This is a genomic window from Methanosphaera sp. WGK6 (genome assembly GCF_001729965.1).
In the GTDB taxonomy this organism is placed as follows: Archaea; Methanobacteriota; Methanobacteria; order Methanobacteriales; family Methanobacteriaceae; genus Methanosphaera.
On sequence record NZ_JRWK01000015.1, the window covers coordinates 1 to 26996 of the forward strand.

Below are 26996 nucleotides of genomic sequence, written 5' to 3' on the forward strand. Positions count from 1 at the left end.
CACCACCAATTAGATAAATAAAATAAGAAAATAATATGATAATAACTATTCTTATTATAACATAAATACCATTAGTAAGTATACAGTAAATATATAATTATCTTTTAATACATGAATGATTCCAAAAAATACAATATTACTAATAAAAAACATTATTTTAGAACTTAAAAAGACACTATAAACAAGAACTATTGTAATTAATAATACAATTCTAACAAGTAAAAACAATAATATTAAATTTATAACAATGATTGTTTAAAAAGTAGACACACCTATAAACTTACATTAAACTAAAAACATGCAACAAACTCATAAAAAGTTAAATACATAAAAAAAATAAAAAACAATAGCTAAAGAAGAAGAATAAATAAAACATTAAATGAATAAGAAAATTGGGATAAAATGAAAAAAATATTATTATGGCTTATTTTAGGTACTAAAGGTGGTTTAAATCGAGCCAAGATTATTAAAAAACTTAAAGAACGACCATATAACCTAAATCAATTATCCAAAGAATTAGATTTAAATTATAGAACAGTATCCCACCATATATCTAAACTAGAAGAAATGAATATTGTTGAATCATATGGAAAATCTTATGGAAAAATGTATTTCTTAACAGATAAGATCAATGAAACATATGAAGATTTTGAAGAAATTCTTAACCAAGTAGAACAATAACTGAGGAAAATAATGACATCAACCACAATTTTACCAACATTAATGATAACCATATCCATAATAAATATAGTACTCTGTTTAATCCTAGCAGCAATATATTTTAAAAGTTATCATAAAATAAAAATAAAATTTACATTAGGATTAATTATATTTGCACTACTTCTATTAATTAGTAACATATTCGATCTTAGAGGTGTATTATTTATGATAACAAACAACATACCTCTTCAAACTATCTATATGCATGAAGGTGTAATAAAATTAATTGCTCTTTTAAGCTTATTTCATATCACAATAAGAAACTAGAAAAAGAGAGTTATACTTATCCACCCATTCCTTTTTTTTAAATATATTATATTCACCATCATACTATTTATATATCCAAATAAGAAAGTTCCAATAACTAAGCAAACTAAAAGATAGAAAATTTATACCTAAATTACACATAAATTATACATAATATTCAAATATCCTATACTTAAATTTGAAATAACCATTTATATACTCATATTCAATATATAAAAAATAGGAAATAGTTAATATGAAAAAATTATTTCCATAGGATGAATATAATAACTCAAAAATCATTTATATCATATTGATTTTTACCCTCCCCAGAACAGTTATTATATAAATCCTAAAAAACCATTTTTATTTACTTGTATCATGTGCAGTATTTAAAAAAAAATTATACCTCTCTAAAAATGTTTAAAAAAAACCATATAATTAAGAAGAATCATTTTAAAAAACATATGAAAATAAATACTAATCACCACCTTATTTTTTCAAAAATATAACATATATATTTAAACCAGTTTATTTATATCTAAATTGCACATAATTTACATATAAATTATACATAAAATCCATAAAATATGTATTTAAATTTGAAATAACCATTTATATACACAGATAAAAATATAATAATAGGACGTGTAAATACAATGAAAAAAACACGTCCAATACAACCTACTTTAAAAAAAAATCAAATCAATAAATACTTCAAATTGGCATTGAAAAAAAAGGTGTGAACTTCCTATTCATATAAACTAAAAAAAATTATTAATAACTATTTAAATTAAAATAATGTATTAATAAAATAGAAAATTATACAAATCCTAATATGCTGAAAATATAAAATTAAAATTTTTAAATATTTTTTTTTATAAAAAATATTTATCTCCCTATTTTTTAAAATTAACCCAATTACTACTTAAATAACATGTATAACAATGAAAAAAAGAATTATATGATAAATACAATGATATATCTCATTTAAAATTAAAAAAAATAGTAATAAAATAATTATTTCAACAACAAATCTAATTCAGGATACACTCTAATTAACTCAATAATCTCATCTAACAAAAAATCATAATAATCATCAAGACTGCTATTCCATGCTTTTTCACGATATGATTTCTGAACAACTCTTTTTGCTAAAATATCCTCCCAAATATCATCACTAACAGGAACCAAAACCTTATACTTAGCATTAACACCATTAACAGTATAATAAGTTATATCATTAAATAAATCAGGTAAAATATTTCCATCATACGTAATTGACCTATAAATAGGTTCAAAATGATTTACAAAATAAATAAAATCTATTTTCTGATTAAAAATAGAATTATAATACTCATCAACAAGTTTAATCATCTTAACATCCCAATCAATCATTAAACACAAATCCCTATACTTTATATAATACAATATATCATCTTCAAGAAATAAAAAAATAGTTATTTTAAAAAAAGGTTAAGAAATAAAAAGAAAGGGTTTAATAAAATTTTAAAGCCCTCTTTTTTTGTATGATGTTTAGTTTGGATATGCATTTGGTCCTTTTATTGCTGTGTTGTTTGTATATGTGTTTTTTGATTGTGTTATTGCTTTTTTGGTGAATGCTGCTCCTCCATAGTTTGCATGGTTTTTAGTGAATGTGTTTCCAATCACATTACATGTTGTTCCATCATTGTAGAGTCCTCCACCAAGGGATGCATTACCACTTATTATGTTGTTATTTGTGATGTTCATGTTCATTGCATTGAATATTGTTCCACCCATGTTTGCTTTGTTTGATGTGAAGTTAGTGTTTTTTACTGTGAAGTTTCCTATGTTGTATATTGCTCCTCCACTTTTACTTGCACTACAAGATGTTATCACGTCACTGTCTACTGCTACTGTGTTATTAGAGAATATTGCTCCTCCATACACTGCTTTGTTTCCTGTTATTTTATTTAATTTGAGTGTTACTATTCCTTTGTTTGCTACTGCTCCTCCAGTTTGTGAAGCATTATTATAACGAATAGTGTTTTTCTGGATGAGTACTACTCCTCCATTATATATTGCTCCACCATATTTTCCACGGTTAGACTCAAATGTGTTACTTGTAATTGTTCCATTTGCATTGTTAAACATTGCTCCTCCTAGTTGGCCAGCAGTGTTTAGTGCAAATTTATTTGATGTTACTGTGATGTTTCTTGCATTATGTACTGCTCCACTCCATTGGTTGGCAGTGTTTGCTGTGAAGTTGTTGTTTTGTAGGTTCATTACTCCGAAGTTGTAGATTGCTCCACCATTTTTGGTTACATGGTTTGCTATAAAGTAGTTTGTATTTGTTATGTTTGCTTTTCCACTACTATATATTACTCCTCCGAATGCTGCGGTGTTGTTTGTGAAGTTGTTTGATTTAAGGATTACTGTTCCTTTACTGTTTATTACTCCACCAGAGTTTACTGCACTGTTGTTTATTACTGTGTTACTTGTCATTGTGATGTTTCCTTCATTAAGAATTACTCCACCATAACTTGCATTATTGTTTTTGATTGTTGTCTTGGTGATGGTTACTGTTCCTTTGTTGTATATACATGATCCTTGGTATGCATTGTTGTTTGTAAATGTATCATTATTTAGTGTTAATGTTCCATTATTGAATATTGCTCCACCATTTCTTGTGTTTGCTCTGGTAAATGTTGTGTTAATTATTGATACTGTGTATTCTTTTGCTATTGCTAATATTCCTGTCTTATTTTGTCCACTTATGGTTATTATGTGGTTTTGGTATCCTTTTATTGTGAATTTAGTTACAGTGTTTGTTAGAGTGTTTTTACTTATTACTACTTGATTATTTAAGTTGTATGTGTCTTTGTTATTAGTTGTACCTATAAGATTTATTGTTCCACCATTATCTATGTATATTAGTGCATTTGTAAGGTTTGTTGGTGTTTTAATTGTTAAACCATCGCCGGTTCCTTTACTGTTTGCATATATTGTTTTGTATAGTGTTCTATTATATGTTGTGCTTAGTTGTGATGATGCATGAGTATTATCATTACTTAGTGGTGTGTATGTGATTGTGATTTTATTTCCTGTTTTATTGAATTTTAGAGCATTTACAGATATATTTACTACACCATTTCTTACTGTGAATGTTCTAGGAGTTAATTTACTGTCAAATGTGTTGGCTGTACTTAGTGTTTTACCATTAAGTGCTAGGGTTACTGTTCCATTTACTGCTTTTTTATTTGTATCAAGAATGGATGCAATAATAGTAACATTTTCACCAACATGTTTGGTTGTGTTAGTTAAGTTTATTGTTGTACCTACTTTTATAACATCAAATTCTGTTTCATCTGTTGATACATCATATGTTATGTTTCCATTATATTTTGCAGTTATTATGTATGTGCCTGTTGTGTTTGGTGCTTTTGTTGTTAATGTGAATATTCCTTGTGAATTTGTAGTTGTTGTGTAATTATTTTGGCCTACTGTTATTTTAATTGTTGCTTTACTTATTGGGTTGTTGAATTCATCTTTTAGTGTTCCTGTTATGTTGTATTTGTATCCAGCAATTACTACTACTAATTCTTCTTCATTATTTACTTTTGTACTTAGTGATGTACTTATTTTTGTTACTTCGAATGATGTGGTTGCTTTTGTGCTTAGATATGGTTTGTTTTCTTCATATAATACTTCTACTGTGTTACTTCCAGTGTTTACTGTTTTATATGTGTATGTGTATTTTCCATTTGCATCAGTTGTTGTACTTACTTGTTGATTATTGATTTTTATTATTATGTTTTGGTTTGCTAGTGCTCCTCTAGTACTTGTTAGGTATCCTGTGATTGTCACGGTTTTTGTAATTGTTGTTTCAGGTATTGTGTTTATTGTTAATTGTGTGTTTACTGTTTTTATATCTTCTACATTGAATGTGCTTGTAGTACTTGTTGTAGTGTATTTTGTGGTTTCATCATAGGTTACTTGTACTGGTATGTTTTCTTTTATTGTTGTTGTGGTGTAGGTGTAGGTGTATTTTCCTGTGTTGTCTGTTTCTAGGTTATAGTTTGTTTTATCTATTGTTAGTTTGATTATAGCATTAGTTATTGGTTTATTGAATTCATCTGTGAGTGTTCCGGAAATTATTATTTTGTCACCTATTGTGACTGTTGCTTGGTTTTGATTGTTTATTTTTAGGTTTATGTTGGTTGTTAGTTTGTTTGTTGTGAATTTTATGTTGTTATATGATTTTGTGTATGTGTCATCGCCTTTGAAGTCTACTGTTATTGTGTTTTCACCTAATGTATTTGCTTCTATTGTGTATGTGTATTTTCCATTTGTATCTGTTGTTGTGGTTAGTGTGGTTTTTTCATTTATTGTGATTATAATTGTTTTTCCAGATAGTTTGTTGTTGAATTCATCTATGAGTGTTCCTTGGATTGTTATTTTTTCATCTATTTTTACATTGTTTATAGTATCTATGGATAGTGTTGTTTGTGCTAATTCTATGTCTGCCCATGTTGTGTCTTGTGATGGATTGTATGTGTTGTTTCCTGCATAGTTTGCCTTGATATTCATGGTTCCTGTTGTTGTTGGTGTGTATTCTACTGTGAATTTTCCTTCTTTGTCTGTTATTGTGTTTATTTGTGTTGTTTTATCTTTTATTGTTAGGGTTATTGTTATTGGTGCTTGACTTAGGGGATTGTTTTTACTTGTTAGTGTTCCTGTTATGTTTGTTTTATTGTTTACTGTTTTTATTGAATCTGTTTCTATGTTGATTTTTGTTTCTAGTCCTTCAACATTGATTGTTTTTTCATCTGATGTGCTTGGCTGGTATTGTGTGTTTCCAGCATATGTTGCTGTTACTTTTATATCTTTTTGTGCTTGTGTTGCTTTGTAGGTGTATGTTGTGGAACCTGTGTTGTCTGTGGTTATTTTTGTTGTGAATGTTCCAATTTTTAGTGTTATGTCTTCTTGTTTGATTTTTTGTCCGTTTATGTCTGTTAGGGTTACTGTTATAGTTATAGTTTCACCGATTTCTGCTTCAGGTTCTGGTATATCTAGGGTTATTATGGTTTCTGTTCTTGTTTCATCAGTAGGTTCTTCTGCATTTTTATTATAGATTTTATTTGTGTTAATTGCTTTTAGTGTATTGTCTTCTAGTTTAATATTGTTTCCATGGTCTAGTACTACTGCATATGCATTATTGGATGATGTTACATCATTGTCTTTGATGTTATCATTTGTTTCATTAACTAGAATTATTCCTGCATTGTTTAGGCTTGTAATTACATTGTTTGTTACATTGTTACTTCCACCATACATTAAGCATATTCCTGTGGTTTGTCCTTTAATGTAATCTGCTGTTCTGTATGTTTGGTTATCTTTTCCATTTACTGTTATTTTATTACCAGTAATGTTTGTTCCAAATCCAATAACTCCTATTGCTGTTGGTGTTGTTGCATCTATGTCTATTGTGTTATTTGCAATTATACTGTAATCTCCACCAAATTGTTCTATAGCATATATACTATATCCATTTGCTGTTATTGTATTGTTTATTGCAGAATTATGTTTAATATTACCTGTGGATTCTTTATATGCAGATCCCTGGTATGCACGGTTAGTGAATATTATACCATAGCCCACATTTTCTGGACATCCAATTGCATCTTCATCAATAGCTTTATTTCCTACTGTTAATGAAATAATATTATCTCTTACAGTTGAGTTTTCAAATGAGTATGAATCAAATAGTACTCCTGCTGTGTAATTAGATCCAATTAGTGTTATATTATTTGCTATGATAAGATTATTGGAGTTAGTTAGGTATAATGCATATAACCAGCTAGGTGCATTATCTTTTGTACTTATTGCTATATTATTTTCACGTACTGTTATGTTTGTTCCATATAATGTCATTCCATAACATGTTGCATATCCCTTCTCTGAATACAAGGATTCTATTGTAATATTGTTTGATATGAATGAAATAAGACTAGCTGAACTAGAAACATATACTGGTAAACTATTTGGTGATGTGGTTTGTGTCCAGTCAATGTAATTTGGAATCATATCCATTGTTATTACTGAATTTTTAATAGTTACATTACTTGTTTCTAATTCTTCACCAATACATATCCCGTAACGTGTACTATCCTCTACTGTTTCTAGATTTGCCTTGATTGTTGAGTTTTCAATTAAAATATTTTTTCCATTTATTGAAACTGCATAGTTTGCTTCAAGGTTACTGTAATCATCACAGTTTATATTTAATGCATTGTATGTACAATTAGTTCCACCAATTTCTAATACAACATTTTTTAGAGTTGCCTCTGCAAAGTTGTATTTCATATTAGTATTACTGTTAATTGTTATGTATGCATTGTTAAAGTTTCCCTTAAATTCAACTGTTTTATCTTTTTGTGATTCTAGAATATATTCATCATCAGATAGATCTGATGGTGTTACTGTAATCTTTGATTCTTCAGATTTGATATTCTTCTTAGTTATATGATTATTTAATGTTGTTACATTATTAGTTGTTTTAACTACATTATCATGAATACTTGTTGTTTCAATACTATTATCAGTTGTACTATTATCACTAGTATCTGCTGCACTAAGTGATGATAAGCCTACAAGTAAAAATAATAGTGTAATTAATAAGAATATTTGTTTAATATTCCTATTCATACCGATTCTCCCTTATATTTTTTTTAACTAAAACTCTTATTAACTAATAAACGTATAATTTAATTAAATGTATTATTCAGTTTTAGTTAATTATTTTTTAGTTAATATTAAATAATTTGTAAAAAGATGTAATTAAATAATTAGTATAAAAAACTAGTGAGTATATATTCACATCTATAATGAAAATCAGATTAGAAAATAGTATTGAAATTATGAATTTAGCTAAGACTCTCTTAAAAAAAAATATTTGTAAAAAAAAGTAAGTATTATGTGAATTAATTTATAAATTAACTAAAATTTAAGATTTATTCGTAAATATAATGTTTATATTAGACTATATTTATTAATAGTTAGATAATTCAAAGTATTAGTTTATATAATGTAATATTCTACCATATGATAGATATAAACTCTAATTTTCTAGAATATTAATTTTATCCCAGTTAATTTTTCCTTCATCATCTACTAATTCTTTATCACAATGTACTTTTTCTACTCTGCCAAAGAAAACATCATGTGTGCCTGGTTTTACTGATTCTATAACTTTACATTCAAAGTTAACTGGACAGTCAAGTAGTATTGGTGCATCTACAATATCAGCATCTATTAGTTTGAAGTTAGCTAATTTATCCATGTTTTTTCCAGAGTTTCTTCCAAGAAATTCCATTTCTTCACGGAATTCTTCTCTTGCAATATTTACTACAAATTCTCCTCTTTCTTTGATTATATGGTGTGAATAACGTTCTTCGATTACTGCTATCATAATTATTCGTGGATTGAAGCTGACATTTGCTGCAAATCCTATTGGTAATGCATTGTTTTTACCATTTTTATCTCTACATGAGACTATTATACATGGTTCTGGTAGAATATAATTATTTGTATCAACACTTATCTTCATTTATAGTCACCTCTTTTATGTATTTCTACTCCCCTCTTTAGTCTATTTAGTCCATCTTTTAATTGTTCTTGTGGACAGGCTATATTTATTCTAATAAATGAATCACCATTTATACCAAAGTCTCGTCCTGGTGAGATTTGTAGTCCTGTTTTTTCTATGAGTAATTTGTTGAATTTTCTTGAGTCTATATTCAACTTACTGCAATCTAGCCATAATAGGTATGTTGCATCTGATTTTATCATTGTTATTTCAGGTATTTCTTCTTTTAAGTATTTGTTTACATATTGTTTATTTTCATATAAGTATTGTCTTAGATTTTTTAGCCAATTTCCTGCATTGTTATATGCGGCAATTGTTCCATTTATTGCAAATATATTAGCTTCACCTAGTCCATCAGTGTCAATTGCATTAAATACTTTTTCTCTTATATTCCTGGAGGGTATGCTTATTGCTGATGTTTTTAGTCCTGCTATGTTAAATGTCTTTGTTGGTGCTATTGTTGTTATACTGTTTTCTTGGTTTATTTTATTTATTGATGAGAATGGAATGTATGTTTTTCCAGGATTTGTTAAGTCACAATGTATTTCATCTGCTACTACTATTACATTATGGTTATATGCTAGTTGTCCTATTTTTTCTAGTTCTTCTTTAGTCCATATTTTTCCTACTGGATTATGTGGATTACAAAGTAGCATTAGTTTTACATCAGGATTTTCTAGTTTTTCTTCTAGATCTTTAAAGTCAATACTGTATTTATTGTTTTCATATTTTAGTTTGTTTTCTATTACTTGTCTGTTATTGTTTTCTATTACATGAAAGAACATATGATATACTGGTGTTTGTATTAGTATTTTATCATTTTCATTTGTTAGTTTTTTGATTATTGTGCTTATTGCTGGCATTACTCCTGTTGCAAATTTAAGCCATGGTTTTTCAAGTTCTAGATTGTATTTTTTCCACCAGTTAATGTATGCTTCATACCATTCATCAGGTATTATTGTGTATCCTAATACATCCATAGTTGTGGTTTTTTGTAGTGCTTCTCTAATTTCAGGTGCTAGACTAAAATCCATGTCTGCTACCCACATTGGTAGTTCTGAGTCAAATAAGTCCCATTTTAGTGAGTTTGTGTTTTTTCTGTTAAGTTTTTGATTAAAGTTGTATGTTATCATAGTATCTTTATGATTATAGTTTATTTTTCATGTCATCTGTGTGTAATACTAGTTTGAATAATCCTTTTTTTAGTATTTGAACTTCTTCTTGTGTCATTACACTTGTTACTTCTTCTTCCCATGCATCTAGTATGGCTAGTATGTCTTCTGTTTTTTCTAGTCCTTTTTGTGTGAGTGTTACTATTTTTTTTCGTCTATTGTTTGGATTTTCTTGTCTTGTGATTAATCCATGGTCTTCAAATTTTCTTAGTACTTTTGCTGTGTATCCTTCTGTTTTTCTAAATCCTTTTGCTAGTTCTTGTTGTGTTGTGTTTTCATTGAATCTGATTCTTATTAAGAAGGGATATTCTGCTAGTGTTACTTCGCCAAAGTCTATTTGAGACATGTATTCTTTACAGCTGAATATTAGTTCTTCTACGTAGTGGTATATTCTTATATTTTCTATGTTATCTTCTTTGAATTGGCCTGAAAGTGTCATTTTAATTTTTCCTGTTTTTATTTTAATAATCACACCCCTTTTTAAGAGAGTTAACTATTATATTAAGAAACTATTATATTATATGAAAATAAGAATATAAATATTTTATCAAAAACATGGAAATCCCCTGAAAATCAAAATATTAATAATATAAATTCAAAAAAAGCTATATTTAACAAAACAAGATAATAATACGTTTATTTAAAAAATGATTAAAAATAAAAAATATAAACTCAACAAACCCTTAATAAAACAATTTAAAACTAAACAAAGCAATACTATAAATACTAGAAACTTAAAATATAATGATTAATTAAGAAGAATGAGGTGAAAACACATGGCAAATCCAATAGTAGCAGCAATATTATCTTTCTTCTCAGGTATTGGAAACTTATACCTTGGATTATATAAAAGATTTATAGTAACATGCGTAATTGCAATAATTCTATTCAGTACAGGAGTACTCATGCCCCTTGGATTATTATTCTGTTTATACTATGCATATGACTCTTATATCGTAGCAAATGCTATGAATGAAAACAAAGAAATTCCAAAATTATTCACAGTACTAGACATACAATAAATGAAAACTATAAAAAAAACTTTTTCTTTTATTTTTTTAAAAAAAAACTTAATTACAACCTATTTATACTAAAATACTTATTCTATCAAATTATAATTAAAAAAAAACTTGTTCTAAAAAATCATTAATATTATTTTAAACTAATTAAAAAATAGTATTGATTGATTCGAATAGCATTATATTAAATAAAATTTACAATTGCAAAAAAAAGATTTAAAAAAAGAAGGGGTTGAAGTAAGATATGAGGTTTATCTCATATTCTACTTAGTTACACATAAAGTAGAACTAATTTCTGTTCTTTCATACAATTTATCAGCAAATACTGCTGTTAACTTGTAATTCTTAGCAGACATTTTAGCAGGTAGTGTGTATTTAATAGTTGCTACACCATTTTCTACTACTGCATAGATATTATTTCCATTTGCATCTTTTAATGTTTTACCATTGAGTTTAAAGACTACTTTACCACTATTTACAATATTATTTGAATTATTAGATTTTATATGTATTTTTAATTCTATTGTTTGATTAGCTTTTGCAGTAATTGACTCAAGTATCAGTGAAGCTGTTGATTTTGTAACATTTACTGATGTATTAGTTCTTGAAGTTGAACATATATTAGATCCACCATATACCACAGTAATATTTGAATTTGCTCTACTCCATCCTTGTGTTACTGTGTAGTTTTCTATTTGATATTGTCCATCTTTGAGTTGTGCATATATTATATTTCCATCCGCATCCTTTAGTGTTACTCCATTTATTTTGAAGATAACTTTTCCACTTTGTACTGATTTATTGGTTACTTGATCAATGATTATTGCACTTAATGTTATTTTATCGCCTATTTTTGCATTTACTGGGTTGATTATGATTGTTGTATCATGTTTTTGTGTGTTTATTTCATGATTTGTAGTTGTAGTTGTGTAATTCCTGTTTTCATTGTATGTTACATATAATGTACCTTTAACAGCATTTTGTGGCATTGTAAATGTGTATGTTGTATTTTCACCAGTTACATTAATTATACCTATTACTTCTGTGTTGAGTGTTAATACTATGGTTCCAGTTTTTATTTCTGTATTATAGTCTGTTGCTGTTTTAGTATTTATATTTACTGTAATTATATTATTATTTAATATTATACTTGTATTTAATTTTGTATTTAAGCTATTATTTTCATAGTAATTATTTTCTGAGGTGAATGTTGCGTTTGGATGGTTTACTATGAGTTCATGGTTTGTTGCTGTGTTGTTTATAAAGGTATTGTTTGTTGAGTATAATGTGCTTGTTATATCATCTCTTGCAGGAGTTCCTTCTTCATCAAGTGTATCTGTGTTGTCTATAAATACTACTGAACCATTTTCTGCTCTGTTACCATTGAAATTATTGTTTGTTATGTTGATTATTGTATCAAAGCTTCCAAATATTGCTCCTCCATATTGAGCATAGTTATTTTTAAGTGTTGAATTAGTTATAGTAATATTATTTATCATATCACCAAATACTGCTGCACCAAAAGTTGCATTGTTATTTTCGAAGTAACTGTTGTTTACATTTATTTCACAGCCTTCATCACCCATCACTGCTCCCTGTGAAGCATTATTGTTAGTGAATGTTGAATTATTTATATTAAGTATTACAAAGTCTGCTCCTATTATTGCTGCTCCTGTTCTTGCACGATTACTATCGTATGAACAATTATTTGTTGTTAGATTACTATAGTGGTGTGCATATAATGATCCACCAGTATTTGCATAGTTATTTAGGAACTGAGAGTTTTCTACAATCATTTGAGAGTATCTTTGTTGATATATTATTCCACCAGCATTAGTTCCATTGTTATGTTCAAAGTAGGAGTTATTGATTGTTGTTGTTGTGTTTAAATAGGAAAGGAATACTCCTCCACAGTATGTTGCAGTGTTATTTATGAAACGACTATTGTTAACATTTAATGTTCCTAGTGTATTTGTATATACTACAGATGATCTACTTCCAGTGTTATTATAGAAGTATGAATTATCAATTGTTGTTGTGTTGAATGATGTTATTATACATCCCCAATCTGCTAAAGTTCTTAGTGATGTAAGATCACTTCCTTGTCTGTTATTAATGTAGTTAAATGAACCTGTTGTATTGTTAATTACTACTTTTCCTGTACTATATATTACACCTGTGTATATTGTGGATTTATTTTCATTTTCTCCTAACATTGTTTCTATTATATTATGAGTTATAATCACATTTTGTGTGTTAATATTTGAATCTGTTGTTATTATTCCTTTGTTTGTATTAGTTTTATTAATTTTTAAGTAGAAGTTTTGTATTGTTAGATTTGTTAGTGTTATATTTGCATTTGTGATTTTTGCCAGATAATCAGTATTTGAACCATCTAGTACTGTTTCACTTGGAGAAATACCTATTATATTTACATTGTTTGTAATTGTTAAATTGGTATTACCTTGACCTGTGTATGTTCCACTTAGTATATGTATTCGTGTATTGTTTTCTGTTACTGCATTTAATGCCCTATTTATTGTTTTAAATGGTGAATTTATACTTCCATCATTTTCATCAGATCCACTATTTGACACATACATGTCATTAAGCACTGTTTTTATTGTTACATTAACCTCATTTGATTTTATTCCAGTTGCACTTGGGATAGGATTATTTTCAGATCCATCTGAAGAACTGGTTCCATCTGTTGAAATATAGTAATTTTGTGTATCTTTTTTTATGTTTTTACTGTTTATATTATTTAGTGTAATATCCTTTTTATCAGCATTTATTTTATCAATATGTGATAAATAGGATGAACTTATATCAATATTATGATTGTTATCTTCAGTTATGCTTGTGGTTGTATTATCAACTGTTGTTGCATTAATTGAAGATATACTTATGATTAATATTATCATCAAGCTTAAAATCATGAATATTTTCATTGATTTTTTGTTCATTGATATCTCCTATATTATTTTATAAAAAGTATGATTTTTTTATTAATTCGTCATACAATTCTATTATATAAAAACAAATATTAATACTTTTTTAAATAAAAGTATTACTTTTCTTGAATAAAACAGTGAAATGTAATACAATACATATGAAATTACAAAATAATTTAAAAAAAATAAATTAAAATTAAAAAAAGGGGATTTAAAGTAAAAATATGAGGTTTATCCCATATTTTATTTAGTTACACATAAAGTAGAACTAATTTCTGCTCTTTCATACAATTTATCAGCAAATACTGCTGTTAACTTATAATTCTTAGCAGCCATCTTAGCAGGTAGTGTGTATTCAATAGTTGCTACACCATTTTCTACTAATGCATAGATATTATTTCCATTCTCATCACGTAATGTTTTACCATTGAGTTTAAATACTACTTTACCAGAGCTTACTGGATTATTTGTTATATCATCTGTTATTTTTACAGATAATTTAATTGTTTGACCAGCTTTTGCAGTTACTTGGTCAAGTTCTAGTTTTGCACTACGTTTTTCTATTGAAAGTGTTGAGTTATTACTTCTAGATGATGTAAAGTCATTATTTCCACCATATACTGCACTTATCACATAGTTTGTGTTAGTCCATGAAGTTGGTATTATAAAGTCAGTAATTACTGCTTTTGAGTCTTTGACTGTTACATATATTATGTTTCCATCATTGTCTCTTAGTGTTTTACCATTTACTTTAAATACTACTCGTCCACCATTTATTATATTATTGTATGTGCCTGTTATATGAGCTGTTAAATTGATTTTCTCACCAATAACTCCATTAACTGGATCTACTGTTATTGTAGTGCCTATTTTTTCTACTGGTATATTTATTGTAGTACTTGTTTGTTTATATGTTTCATCACCATTGTATGATATGATTATAGTATTATCTCCAACTGGTATGTCTAGTTTAATAACTACACTACCATCTTCACTTGTAATACCATTAATATTATCACCATTTGGAAGTGTTACAACTATATTAGCATCAGCTATTGGTTGTGATGTAACTGCATCTATTAGTGTTACATTAATCATGGTATTTGCTAGTGTGTCATTTAATACAATAGCATTTATTTGAGTGTTGATTCCAGTGACTATTATATTTTTAAGTGTTATACTAATTGATGTGTAGTTAGTATTTCCTTCATATATTACATTTATTGTATATTCACCTATTCTGGTAATACCTGTGTTTATTATTGCATTACCATTAGTTATTGTACCTGTTGTGAGTATATTACCATTTTCATCACGTATGATTATATTTCCACTATCTATTGGTTTGTTTGTTTCACTGTCAACTACTTCTACTCTTAATGTTACATTTCCTACTGTGTTATTGGTTACTGTTGCAGTAATTGTACTGTCTCTTTTTGTTACGTTGATATTTACTGTGTTACTATTTGAGTTGTATGTTTTGTTACCATTATATGTTATGGTTATTGTGTTTTCGCCTACTGGAAGATCTAGTGGTATGTTTATGTTACCATTTTCATCAGTTTTTGTTGTAATTACTGTTGTATCTGGTAGTGTTACTGTTATATCTGCATTTGATATTATGTTATTTGTTGTTGTGTCTTTTAATACTACATTGATGTTTGTATTTCCTAGTGTGTTATTTATGATTATTGTATTTAGTGTAGTTTCACGTCCAATGATATTTACATTTTCAATTGTGATACTACTTTCTGTGTAGTTAGTATTTCCTTCATATTTAACTGTTATTGTGTATTCACCAGTGATTGTGATATTTGTTAGTATTATTGTATTTTCATCTACTATAGATGCTGTACCTATGATATTGTTATTTGTATCATATATTATGATGTTTCCATTGTTAATAGGATTATTTGTTGTTGTATCAACTACTGATACAGTTATTGTTACATTTCCTGCTGTGTTATTTGTTACTGTTGCAGTAATTGTGCTTTCACGTTTTACTACATTGATATTTACTGTGTTGGTTGTTGAGTTGTATGTATCGTTACCATTATATGTTATGGTTATTGTGTTTTCGCCTACTGGGAGATCTAGTGGTATGTTTATGTTACCATTTTCATCGGTTTTATCTGTGATAGTTGTTCCATTTGCTAGTGTTACTGTTATATCTGCATTTGCTATTGTAGTACTTGTTGTTGTGTCTTTTAGTACTACAGTTATGCTTGTGTTTGCTAGTGTATTGTTTATTATGTTTGTTGTGATTGTTGTGTTGTGTTTTAGTATTTTTATAATGCTTGTGGTTGTTGTGTTCTGGTAGTGTTTGCTTTCTGTTGTGTATTTAAGTATTATATTGTTTTCTGGATTTGTAAGTGTTAGTGTTATGTTTGCAGTTCCATTTACTACTTCACCAACTCCTATACTGTTTCCATCAAGGTATGCTGTTATTGTTCCATTTCTTACTGTGTCATTATATACACTTCTTAATGTTATGTTTATATTTATTGTATCTTCATCAAGTATTGTGTATGTTTGACTGATTATTGTATTGTTTAATAAGTTGTCTATGTATGTATTGTTATTAACTAGTACTAACTTGTCTACTTTAGGATTGTTTATTAACATGTCCCTAGTGTTATCTGTATTGTTTGTAAATAGGTTATTTGTAATTGTTGCATTACCAAGGTTATTAATTACGTATTCAGAATTATTTAACACATAATTACTATTTATTATACTGTTATTTAGTGTGAATGTTCCTGAAACATTATTATATATTACACTTCCTGATTCAGCAGAGTTATTTATGAAAGTTGCATTATTTATCATGCTAATTCCTTCATTAAATAATACACCATAAACTGCCAAGTTGGATGTGAATGTATTATTATTTAATGTAATAGTTCTACCATTGGATATTGCTCCACCGTTTGTTGCCTTGTTATTTGTGAATGTTGAATTAGTTATTGTAATGTTTTCAGTGCTTGTTATTGCTCCACCCATACCACTTGATGTGTTATTAGTGAATATGGAACCAGTTATTGTACTATTACCAGTATTAGTTATAGCTCCACCCATAGCTATTGCATTATTATTTGTGAAGTTAGAATTATTTATAATACTATTTCCAAAGTCATAGATTGCTCCACCGAATATACTTGCATTATTACTTGTAAATACTGAGTTATTTACTGTACTATTTGCAGTATTGTATAATGCTGCTCCAGCTTGAGCAGTATTAGATGTGAAATTAGAGTTAACTATAGAACTGTTTTTAGCATTATATATTGCTCCACCATACTTAGCATTATTTGCTGTAAATACTGAGTTATTTACTGTGATTGTTTTATTATTATATATTCCTGCACCGTTTTGTGATGCTTTGTTGTTATTAAATACAGTGTTATTTATTGTGATGTTTGCATTGTTATAAATTGCTGCACCACTTGTTGCATTATTGGATGTAAAGTTAGAATTATTTATTACTAGGTTTTCATTATTATATATTGTTCCTAGTGTTGCATTGTTTTCATTGAATAATGTGTTATTTATATTACAAATTCCATTACTGTTATATATTGCAGATCCATTGCCTGTTATGTTATTGTTTGTGAATGTTGAATTATTTACTGTGAGATTTCTTCCATTAGATATAGCTCCACCATTTACTGCAGTGTTACTTGTGAATGTTGAATTAAATATTGTAACATTTTCAGTACTGGTTATAGCTCCACCCATACCACTTGATGTGTTATTAGTGAATATGGAACCAGTTATTGTACTATTACCAGTATTAGTTATAGCTCCACCCATAGCCATAGCATAGTTATTTGTGAAGTTAGAGTTATTTATAATACTATTTCCATAGTCATAGATTGCTCCACCGAATATGCTTGCATTATTACTTGTAAATACTGAGTTATTTATTGTGCTGTTTGCAGTATTGTATATTGCTGCTCCAGCTTGAGCAGTATTAGATGTGAAATTAGAGTTAACTATAGTACTGTTTTTAGCATTGTATATTGCTCCACCATACTTAGCATTATTTGCTGTAAATACTGAGTTATCTACTGTGATGTTTGCATTGTTATAAATTGCTGCACCACTTGTTGCATTGTTGGATGTAAAGTTTGAATTGTTGATTACTAGGTTTTCGTTATTATATATTGTTCCTAGTGTTGCATTGTTTTCATTGAATAGTGTGTTGTTTATATTACAATTTCCATTACTATTGTATATTGCTGATCCATTGCCTGTTATGTTGTTGTTTGTGAATGTTGAGTTATTTACTGTGAGATTTCTTCCATTAGATATTGCTCCACCATTTACTGCAGTGTTACTTGTGAATGTTGAATTAATTATTGTAATATTTTCAGTACTAGTTATTGCTCCACCCAATACCACTTGATGTGTTATTAGTGAATATGGAACCAGTTATTGTACTATTACCAGTATTAGTTATAGCTCCACCCATAGCCATAGCATAGTTATTTGTGAAGTTAGAGTTATTTATAATACTATTTCCATAGTCATAGATTGCTCCACCGAATATGCTTGCATTATTACTTGTAAATACTGAGTTATTTATTGTGCTGTTTGCAGTATTGTATATTGCTGCTCCAGCTTGAGCAGTATTAGATGTGAAATTAGAGTTAACTATAGTACTGTTTTTAGCATTGTATATTGCTCCACCATACTTAGCATTATTTGCTGTAAATACTGAGTTATCTACTGTGATTGTTTTATTATTATATATTCCTGCACCGTTTTGTGATGCTTTGTTGTTATTGAATATGGAATTATTAATACTACTATTTGCATTGTTATATATTGCTGCACCACTTGTTGCATTGTTGGATGTAAAGTTAGAATTGTTTATTACCAGGTTTTCATTATTATATATTGTTCCTAGTGTTGCATTGTTTTCATTGAATAGTGTGTTGTTTATATTACAATTTCCATTACTATTGTATATTGCTGATCCATTACCTGTTATGTTGTTGTTTGTGAATGTTGAGTTATTTATTGTGAGGTTTCTTCTATTTGATATTGCTCCACCGTTTGTTGCATTATTATTTGTGAATGTTGAATTAGTTATTGTAATGTTTACTATGCTTCTTATTGCTCCACCTTCATGTAATGCATTGTTAGATGTGAATATAGAACCTGTTATTGTACTGTTTCCAGTGTTGAATATTGCTCCACCCATAGACATAGCATAGTTATTTGTGAAGTTAGAATTAATTATTGTGGAATTAAGGGCATATATTGCTCCTCCAATGTTTCTTGCATTATTATTTGTAAAGACTGAGTTATTTACTATCAATGTAGTGTTTGCAAGACTAGCTATTGCTCCTCCATATGTTGCATTATGGGATGTGAAGTTAGAGTTGTTTATTATAGTGCTGTTTCTAGTATATATTGCTCCTCCATCTGATTGGGCATTGTTGTTTGTGAATACTGTGTTATCTACTGTAATTGTTTTATTATTATATATTCCAGCACCATCTCGTGATGCATTATTATTACTAAATACTGAGTTATTTACTATGCTGTTTGCATTGTTGTAGATTACTCCACCATATGTTGCATTGTTGGATGTAAAGTTTGAATTGTTTATTACTAGGTTTTCATTATTATATATTGTTCCCATTGCTGCATTGTTGTTAGTAAATAATGTGTTGTTTATATTACAATTTCCATTACTGTTGTATATAGCTGATCCATTACCTGTTATGTTATTGTTTGTGAATGTTGAATTATTTATTATGAGTGTTTTTCCATTGTATATTGCTCCACCATTAGTTGCATTATTAGATGTGAATGTTGAATTAGTTATTGTAATGTTTTCAGTGCTGGTTATTGCTCCACCCATACTATTTGATGTGTTATTGGTGAATATAGAACTGGTTATTGTACTGTTACCAGTATTGGTTATTGCTCCACCCATTGCTATTGCATTGTTGGATGTAAAGTTAGAGTTAGTGATAGTACTGTTTTTAGCATTATATATTGCTCCACCAAATATGCTTGCATTGTTATGTGTGAATACTGAGTTATTTAGTGTGTTATTTGCATTGTTATATATTGCTGCTCCTGCTTGAGCAGTGTTTGATGTAAAATTAGAATTATCTATAATACTTATTCCATTGTTATATATTGCTGCACCATAATTTGTTGCAGTGTTAGATGTGAATATTGTATTATTTATTGTTATTGTTGCATTAGTGTATATTGCTGCTCCATTTCGTGTTGCTTTGTTGTTTGTGAATATGGAATCTGTTATTGTAGTGTTTGCTCTGTTGTATACTGCTGCTCCATCATTTGATGCTGTGTTATTGGTGAATGTTGAATTTGTTACTGTTAGGTTTACATAGTTATAGATTGCAGCTGCATTTGATGCTATGTTGTTTATGAATGTTGATTGTGTTACCTTGATTACTTCATAGTTGTAGATTGCTCCTCCAAGTTCTTTTGCTGTGTTGTTGATGAATGTTGAGTTATTTACTGTGTTTGTTCTACGATTGTAGATTGCTGCTCCATTTGTTGCTGTGTTATTTATGAATGTTGAGTTGTTTATTGTTCCATTTCTGTAGGTAAATAGTGCTGCTCCACTTGTTGCATTGTTGTATGTGAAGGTTGTATTATATACTGTGAGATTTCCATTGTTGAAGTGTATTGCTCCTCCACTTGTTGCATTATTTTTTGTAAAAAGAGAGTTTTTTACTGTGAGAGTTCCATTGTTGAGGTGTATTGCTCCCCCACTTGGTGCATTGTTGTTTGTGAATGTTGAATTGTTTATTGTTATGTTTCCAGTTGTATAGATTGCTGCTCCACTTGTTGTTGCTTTGTTGTTTGTGAATGTTGAATTGTTTATTGTTATGTTTCCAGTTGTATAGATTGCTGCTCCACTTGTTGTTGCTTTGTTGTTTGTGAATGTTGAATTGTTTATTGTTATGTTTCCAGTTGTATAGATTGCTGCTCCACTTGTTGTTGCTTTGTTGTTTGTGAATATTGAGTTGTTTATTGTTAGTTTTCCTAGATTGTATATTGCTGCTCCATTTGTTGTTATTGTCTTGTTTGCATGTGTTGTGTTAGTAAGTGTTAGATTTCCATTGCTTGATACTATTATTCTTGGATTTATTGTCAGATTTTTTATTGTGACATTTGAATTTATGGTTATAAGTCCTGTTGTGTTTAGTACTGCATTTCTTCCATCTATTGTTACATTTCTTGATATTGTTAGTGTTGTGGATCCTGTGTATTTTCTTGTAGTGTTTAATCGTATGGTGTCTGCTGTTCCATTTGCTATTTGATTTCTTAGTGCACTGTATGTGTTTACTATTACTGTTGCTGTTTTTAGTGTTTTGTTTGTTGTTTTTATATTACTTGTAGTGTTTTGTTCTAATATTTTACTTGTGGTTGTTGTATCATGAGTACTTTGCATGTTTTGATGATCTACTGTGTTTGTCACCACATCCATTGTACTTGTATCGTTTGCTGATACATTGCTTAGTCCACATACTAGTAAAATAATTAGGAATAAAAAGAAAAAGATATGTTTTCTATCCATGAAAAATTATTCTCCTAAACATGTTTATTGTATTGTGTATTATATTTTTTTAGAAAGAATGTTTTGTGTTAAAATTTTTATAAATATGTTTTTAATTGAATTTAGTGTCTTACCCAGTACTTTTTTTTGAATTTATTATTAACTATATGTTCTAAAAATTTAGATCATGACAGCTTATTTATTTTAACTATTTTTAGATTACAAATCAAGTTTTTTTTAGGCTACGAAAAAAAAGTATTTACATTTTTTGTAATTAATTCATATTTTAGGGGGTGGGTGGACACTTATATGTTGTTTTAAAAACTTTTTTTTAACATTTTTCTAATTCTTTCTTTAAATATAATATCTTGAATTATATCATCATTTTTGATTGGATATAATCCTTGTTATTATATTATATATTAATATCATATATAATTTTAGGAAAACCTAAATTTATAAGTGTATTCAATAAAAAACTAGTAACAACATACAAAAGAAAAGTTTAATTTTCAAATAATATTCCCAAAAAAAATGAGTAAAGATAATATAATAATTATCATAGTTATTATAATTTCAAGTATCACAAAAATTTTCAAATATTAGATATACAAAAAATGAAATTATAATAAAAATAGAAAAATGAGGAATAAAACCCTCCTTCTCCTTTATTATTAGTTAAAAAAATAATATTTAAATAATAGTTAATGTAGAGTTAATATCTACTCTTTCATAGATACCACTAGCAAATACTGCTGTTAATTTGTAATTTTTAGCAGCTATCTTTGTAGGTAGTGTGTATTCAATAGTTGCTACACTATCTTCTACTACTGCATAGATATTATTTCCATTTTCATCACGTAATGTTTTACCATTAAGTTTAAAGACTACTTTACCATTATTTACATTTTCATTATTATCTGTTATTTTCACAGATAATTTAATTGTCTGACCTGCTTTTGCAGTTACTTGCTTAAGTTCTAGTTTTGCACTGCGTTTTTCTATTGTGAGTGTTGAATTACTACTTCTAGATGATATACATTCACTATTTCCACTATAAACTGCACTTATCTTATATTCTGGATTAGTCCATGATTTTGGTACTGTGAAGTTTGTGATTACTGCTTTTGAGTCTTTGACTGTTACATATATTATGTTTCCATCACTGTCTCTTAGTGTTTTACCATTTACTTTAAATACTACTCGTCCACCATTTACTGGCATGTTACTATCAGTATTTATTGTTGCAGTTATATTGATTATATCACTTATTCTAGCATTTACTGGGTTTACTGTGATTATTGTAGTTACTTGTTCTATTGTAACTTCTGTTGTGATTGTTTTTGTGATAAAACTATGTGTTTCATCAGTGTATTGTATTTCTAATGTTTTAGTACCTATTGTTTGTGGTATGTATGTTACTTGTGCTACTCCACCGGTTACTGTTGCTGTTGCTACTACTTCATTGTTATCTATTATGTTTATTATTCCAGTGTTTGGTGTTGTGTTGTATATTTCATTTGTTGTGAGTGTTATTGTTATCATGTTTTCAGTTAATGCCTTGTAGTTTGTGGTTATGTCTGCTTTGAGTGTTATTGGTAGGTTATTTCCAGTGAATGTGTTGTTTATGCTTGTTATGTTTGCTGTTGTTGCATATTTTCTGAAGAAGTCTGTTTCATTAGTTGCTGTGTTGTTTTCAAAGTGTGTGTCTTTAATGTTTATTGTTCCTGTGCTTTCTATGAATATGTATGCTGTGTTGTTTACTAGTTTTGTGTTTGTTATGTTTAGTATTGTTTGTCTGTTGTTTACATTGATTAGTCTTCTTGTTGCATTATTATTTGTTATTTGTGAATCTGTTATTGTAACATTTTTTCCACTGTTTATGTATATTATTGATGCGGTTGTTGCTTTGGTGTTGTTTATTGTTATGTTTGTTATATCTACCTTGTTTATTCCATTTATGTATAGTACTCCTGTTGATACTGTTGTATTATCAATTTGAATATCTTCTATTGTGTAGTTGTAGTTTCCATAGATATATATTACTCCTTGACTTTTTACTATTGTATTTTTGAAACTGGAATTTGTTATTTCTGATTTCTTGTTTAAGTATAAGTCTCCACCATTACTTGCAGTGTTTGAGTTGAATTTTGTGTTATTTATTGTTATGTTTACTCCTGAATATATTGCTCCTCCCTGGGATGATGCATTGTTATTTGTGAATTGTGTATTGTTAATTACTGCTTTTCCATAGCTTGTAAGATATATTGCTCCTCCATGTGATAGTGCATGGTTTTTGTTAAATATATTATTATCTGAGTATAGTGTGTTATTTGTTTGTAGTGTGGAGTATATTGCTCCTCCATGTGTTTTTGCTGTGTTATTTGTGAATGTTGTACCTGTTATGTTTAGGTTTGTACTGGTTTTTATTGCTCCTCCATAATTATCTGCATAGTTATCTTCAAATACACAGTCTATTATTATAAGATCAGTTGTAGTGTTTATTACTCCACCATTGGTTGAGTTTCCATTTATGAATTTAAGACCTTTTAGTGTTAGTGTTCCACTTGATACTTCAAAGATTTTTCCTTTATTATCTGCTGTTATTATGGTGTTTTCTTCCCCTGTTATTGTGAGGTTTGTAGTGATTTTTTGTCCTATTATTGTGTATGTTCCAGTTTTTATTATTATACTATGACTTGCACCTGTTTTTGTTGCTGAATATATTGCTGATTCTAGTGTTTTTTTAGGATTGTTAATGCTTCCATCATTTATATCATTTCCATCCATGGATACATATATTATTCCATTGTATGTGCTCTCTAGTATTACTGTTAGTTTTTCAGTTATTTTTGCTTCATTATATACTGTATTTCCAGTATATGTTGCAGTTACTGTGTGTTCTCCACTAGTTTGTGCTGTGTATTGTATTTTTGCTGTTCCATTTATTACACTAGATTGACCTATAACTGTTTCATCTACTGTGAATGTTACATTACCATATTGTAGTATATTGTTATCTGTATCTACTAGTGTTGTCCTGAGTTCCCCTGTTTGTCCGACTTCTAGTACTGGTAGTGTTATTGTTATTGTTACCATGTCTGGATTTATTGGATAGTTTGTGTCAATTGTATTGTTTATTGTACTTGCATTTATTGATTTATGTCCTGTTTTATCATTTGTGATTAATGTGTTTAAGCGGATATTATTATCAGATCCTATTACATTTATTGTGTATATACTTGTACCTGCAAGGTCTGTGATTGTTATATTGTTTTCTGTTATGTTGTTATCATCTACTTTCACTAGTTTTATTCCATTATTATCTGCACTTATTTGTTCCATGTTGGTTACAGCAGTTATACTACTGTTTGTTGTGATTGTTATATTGTTTCTTGTTATGTTATTGTATACTGCATTTGATGTTGATGCTACTCCTATTACACGTGCACCTGTACCATTTAGTGTGTTATTATTAATAATACTTCTTCTTGCACCATATACTTCTATCATGTAGATTGTATTTGCTTGAGCTGTGATTGTATTGTTTTCAATTATATCATCTGCTGTTGTTCCCATACTATTTGTTGTTAGTACTATTCCATATGCCATGTTTGTTGCATTAACTGTTATGTTATTGTCTGCAATTACTCCATCACTTCCATATGCATATTCTACTCCATATGCATAATCTGCTTTTGTAGTTATATTATTTGAGGTTATTTCAAATTCCTCAATTTTATTATTAAGTCTTAATGAGTATGCATATGTTTGACCAATAGTATTAAATGTGTTTTCTGTTATGATATTTGCCTCTGATTCATCATCATCGTAACTAAATGCATCTGTACAGAATTCTATACCTATTGTTGTATCTGTTTTACTATCACTATCTCTACTACTTGCTTTTGTGTTTATAGTGTTGGCAGTGATTGTGTTGTAGCTTGACTTGTATCCTTGTATTGCTGATAACTTGTTAACTCCCATTGTTCCATAATAGTTGTAATCTACATTATATGCTTTTCCTGTTACATTTATAATATTATTACTTATAATATTACCATTTGATTCATTTAAACAGAATGCATATGTACTATCTTCACTATTTTCCTGAATTATTGTGTTACCATCTATTACAAGTCCTCCAACACCATATAAGTCAAATACAGTTTTTGAGTATTGTGTATTATTAATTACTAGTCCATATACTTCACTTCCATCACTACCTTCTAAAAAGGTGAATGTGGAATTATGTAAAACTGCTTGTGTTGATGCAGAAGATATGCTTATTGTAGAGTCAAATGTAAAGTTTCTGTTTGAGAATTCACCAGATAATTCAATTGATTTTACTCCACTTAGTGCTTCCGTTGCTATTCCATCTTCAAAATATGTTGAATAGGACTTGTTTGTAATTACAAGAGGTTCTGAATCTTTTTTAAGTTCTTTTATATTACTTTTTATATTATTATTAGTTGTTGATTGTTCACTTACACTATTCATACTTGTAATACTTGTATCAACATCTAGTGTATCTATTGTATCATCAGATACATCTGTTGCACTACATGCTGATACTCCTAGTAATAATACTAGTATTAAAGCTAGAATAGAGAACAATTTCGTGTTATATTCGAACATTTTTCTGAAATTTCTCCCCAAAAAAATAATAGTTTTTATGTTAAATACTAATTCTACCACAAATACTATCTGTTCATAAAATAGTTTTACTTGAAAACTGGGTAGACTAGTATTATATAATAGTTATATAAAGCACTGTTAAAATATTTACTTAAAAAAAATACTATAAAAATTAAATAGTTTAAATATAAACGAAATAAAATTAGAAAAAAAATAAGAAGAAGATTATTGTAAATTCTCAATAAACTCCCTATCATATGGATTATTACCATCATCAGGATCATAAATAGTAACAGGCTCATCATAATATGCAGCCTCATCATAATAATAACTAGAACCACCACTACTAGAAGCAGAGGAACTAGAACTTGATGAACTAGAACTTGATGAATTATAGGAATTATCCACAACATGCTCACCACTATCCTGTGACGTATTTTCATCAGAAAACATAACACCTATAGACCCAATAATAACAATACCAATACAACATAGAAGTAGAATACCTTTCCAAGACCCACCATCTTGGCCATCCTCACCAAATATATGCTTAAGACCTAGTAAAAACTCTGAAATATCCTTACCCTCATTATACAATCCAACCTTATAAATACTATCACACATACCATAAAACCAGATTATATAAATTAAAGGAGCACACAGCACTGCTAAAATCATCACTATTATAAATACTAATACAAATGTTCCAAACTCTCCAAGATAAATATAACCTCCACCAGGAAAAAAGAAACTACAAACAAATGCAATAGCCTTACTCTTATTTCTACTAGAAACTACCTGCTGATTATCATCACTATTACCATTATCATACTCAGGATTAAAATAACCCTGATTAGAAGTAGGTTCCTCACCAGTATTTATATTATCATCACTTTGACTAGTATAACTCATTTCCTGTTGATTATCCTCTGATTTATCATTCATAGACTTAGATAATTCATTACCACAGATAATACACAAATCCATTGAATCATTATTATCAAAACCACAATTCAAACACTTCTTCACCAAAATAAATACACCTCTACAATAAAATAACTAAAA

At 28.3% G+C, this 26996-nt stretch carries 13 protein-coding genes; 3 read left to right on the top strand and 10 right to left on the bottom strand.

Annotated elements, in window-relative coordinates; translation table 11 throughout:
- Nucleotides 1-402 precede the first annotated feature (402 nt).
- Both NL43_RS07155 and NL43_RS07160 read left to right on the top strand, forming a co-directional pair.
- Complete coding sequence (locus NL43_RS07155; RefSeq protein WP_069593368.1) at nucleotides 403-681, top strand: winged helix-turn-helix domain-containing protein; 279 nt, start codon at nucleotides 403-405, stop codon at nucleotides 679-681.
- Nucleotides 682-693: 12 nt separating this feature from the next.
- On the top strand, nucleotides 694-987 hold the full coding sequence (locus tag NL43_RS07160) for a hypothetical protein (protein ID WP_069593369.1): 294 nt from the start codon (nucleotides 694-696) through the stop codon (nucleotides 985-987).
- Between the two features lie 999 nt (nucleotides 988-1986).
- Here the strand turns inward: NL43_RS07160 and NL43_RS07165 are convergent.
- From NL43_RS07165 to NL43_RS07185, 5 genes are all read right to left on the bottom strand, one after another.
- The gene (locus NL43_RS07165) at nucleotides 1987-2364 is read right to left on the bottom strand and encodes a hypothetical protein (RefSeq protein WP_069593370.1); all 378 of its coding nucleotides are present in this window, start codon (nucleotides 2362-2364) and stop codon (nucleotides 1987-1989) included.
- Between the two features lie 138 nt (nucleotides 2365-2502).
- Entirely contained in the window at nucleotides 2503-7656 is a 5154-nt protein-coding gene (locus NL43_RS07170; RefSeq protein ID WP_069593371.1) for an Ig-like domain repeat protein, read from the bottom strand.
- A 412-nt stretch (nucleotides 7657-8068) separates the two neighbouring features.
- The gene (locus tag NL43_RS07175) at nucleotides 8069-8557 is read right to left on the bottom strand and encodes a flavin reductase family protein (protein WP_069593372.1); all 489 of its coding nucleotides are present in this window, start codon (nucleotides 8555-8557) and stop codon (nucleotides 8069-8071) included.
- Nucleotides 8554-9729 carry a MalY/PatB family protein gene (locus NL43_RS07180; RefSeq protein WP_069593373.1) on the bottom strand — a complete coding sequence of 392 codons (1176 nt, stop codon included), beginning with the start codon at nucleotides 9727-9729 and terminating at the stop codon, nucleotides 8554-8556. The genes NL43_RS07175 and NL43_RS07180 overlap by 4 nt, the downstream gene beginning before the upstream one ends.
- A 13-nt stretch (nucleotides 9730-9742) precedes the next feature.
- Nucleotides 9743-10207: a MarR family winged helix-turn-helix transcriptional regulator gene (locus tag NL43_RS07185; protein WP_069593374.1), complete on the bottom strand. Its 465-nt coding sequence runs from the start codon at nucleotides 10205-10207 to the stop codon at nucleotides 9743-9745.
- Nucleotides 10208-10544: 337 nt separating this feature from the next.
- Here NL43_RS07185 and NL43_RS07190 point away from each other — a divergent pair, with 337 nt between their 5' ends.
- Complete coding sequence (locus NL43_RS07190; protein ID WP_069593375.1) at nucleotides 10545-10790, top strand: hypothetical protein; 246 nt, start codon at nucleotides 10545-10547, stop codon at nucleotides 10788-10790.
- A gap of 260 nt (nucleotides 10791-11050) precedes the next feature.
- Here the strand turns inward: NL43_RS07190 and NL43_RS07195 are convergent, their stop codons facing one another.
- From NL43_RS07195 to NL43_RS07215, 5 genes are all read right to left on the bottom strand, one after another.
- Nucleotides 11051-13753, bottom strand: a complete 2703-nt coding sequence (locus tag NL43_RS07195; RefSeq protein WP_069593376.1) for a hypothetical protein — start codon at nucleotides 13751-13753, stop codon at nucleotides 11051-11053.
- Between the two features lie 231 nt (nucleotides 13754-13984).
- Nucleotides 13985-18139, bottom strand: coding sequence for a carboxypeptidase-like regulatory domain-containing protein (locus NL43_RS07200; RefSeq protein ID WP_069593377.1), 4155 nt, complete (start codon nucleotides 18137-18139; stop codon nucleotides 13985-13987).
- A complete protein-coding gene (locus NL43_RS07205) occupies nucleotides 18120-21314 on the bottom strand; it encodes a right-handed parallel beta-helix repeat-containing protein (protein ID WP_069593378.1) in 3195 nt (1064 codons plus the stop codon). The genes NL43_RS07200 and NL43_RS07205 overlap by 20 nt, the downstream gene beginning before the upstream one ends.
- 672 nt (nucleotides 21315-21986) lie before the next feature.
- On the bottom strand, nucleotides 21987-25931 hold the full coding sequence (locus NL43_RS07210) for an Ig-like domain-containing protein (RefSeq protein ID WP_084790458.1): 3945 nt from the start codon (nucleotides 25929-25931) through the stop codon (nucleotides 21987-21989).
- A 225-nt stretch (nucleotides 25932-26156) separates the two neighbouring features.
- On the bottom strand, nucleotides 26157-26960 hold the full coding sequence (locus NL43_RS07215) for a hypothetical protein (protein ID WP_143741337.1): 804 nt from the start codon (nucleotides 26958-26960) through the stop codon (nucleotides 26157-26159).
- Nucleotides 26961-26996 lie beyond the last annotated feature (36 nt).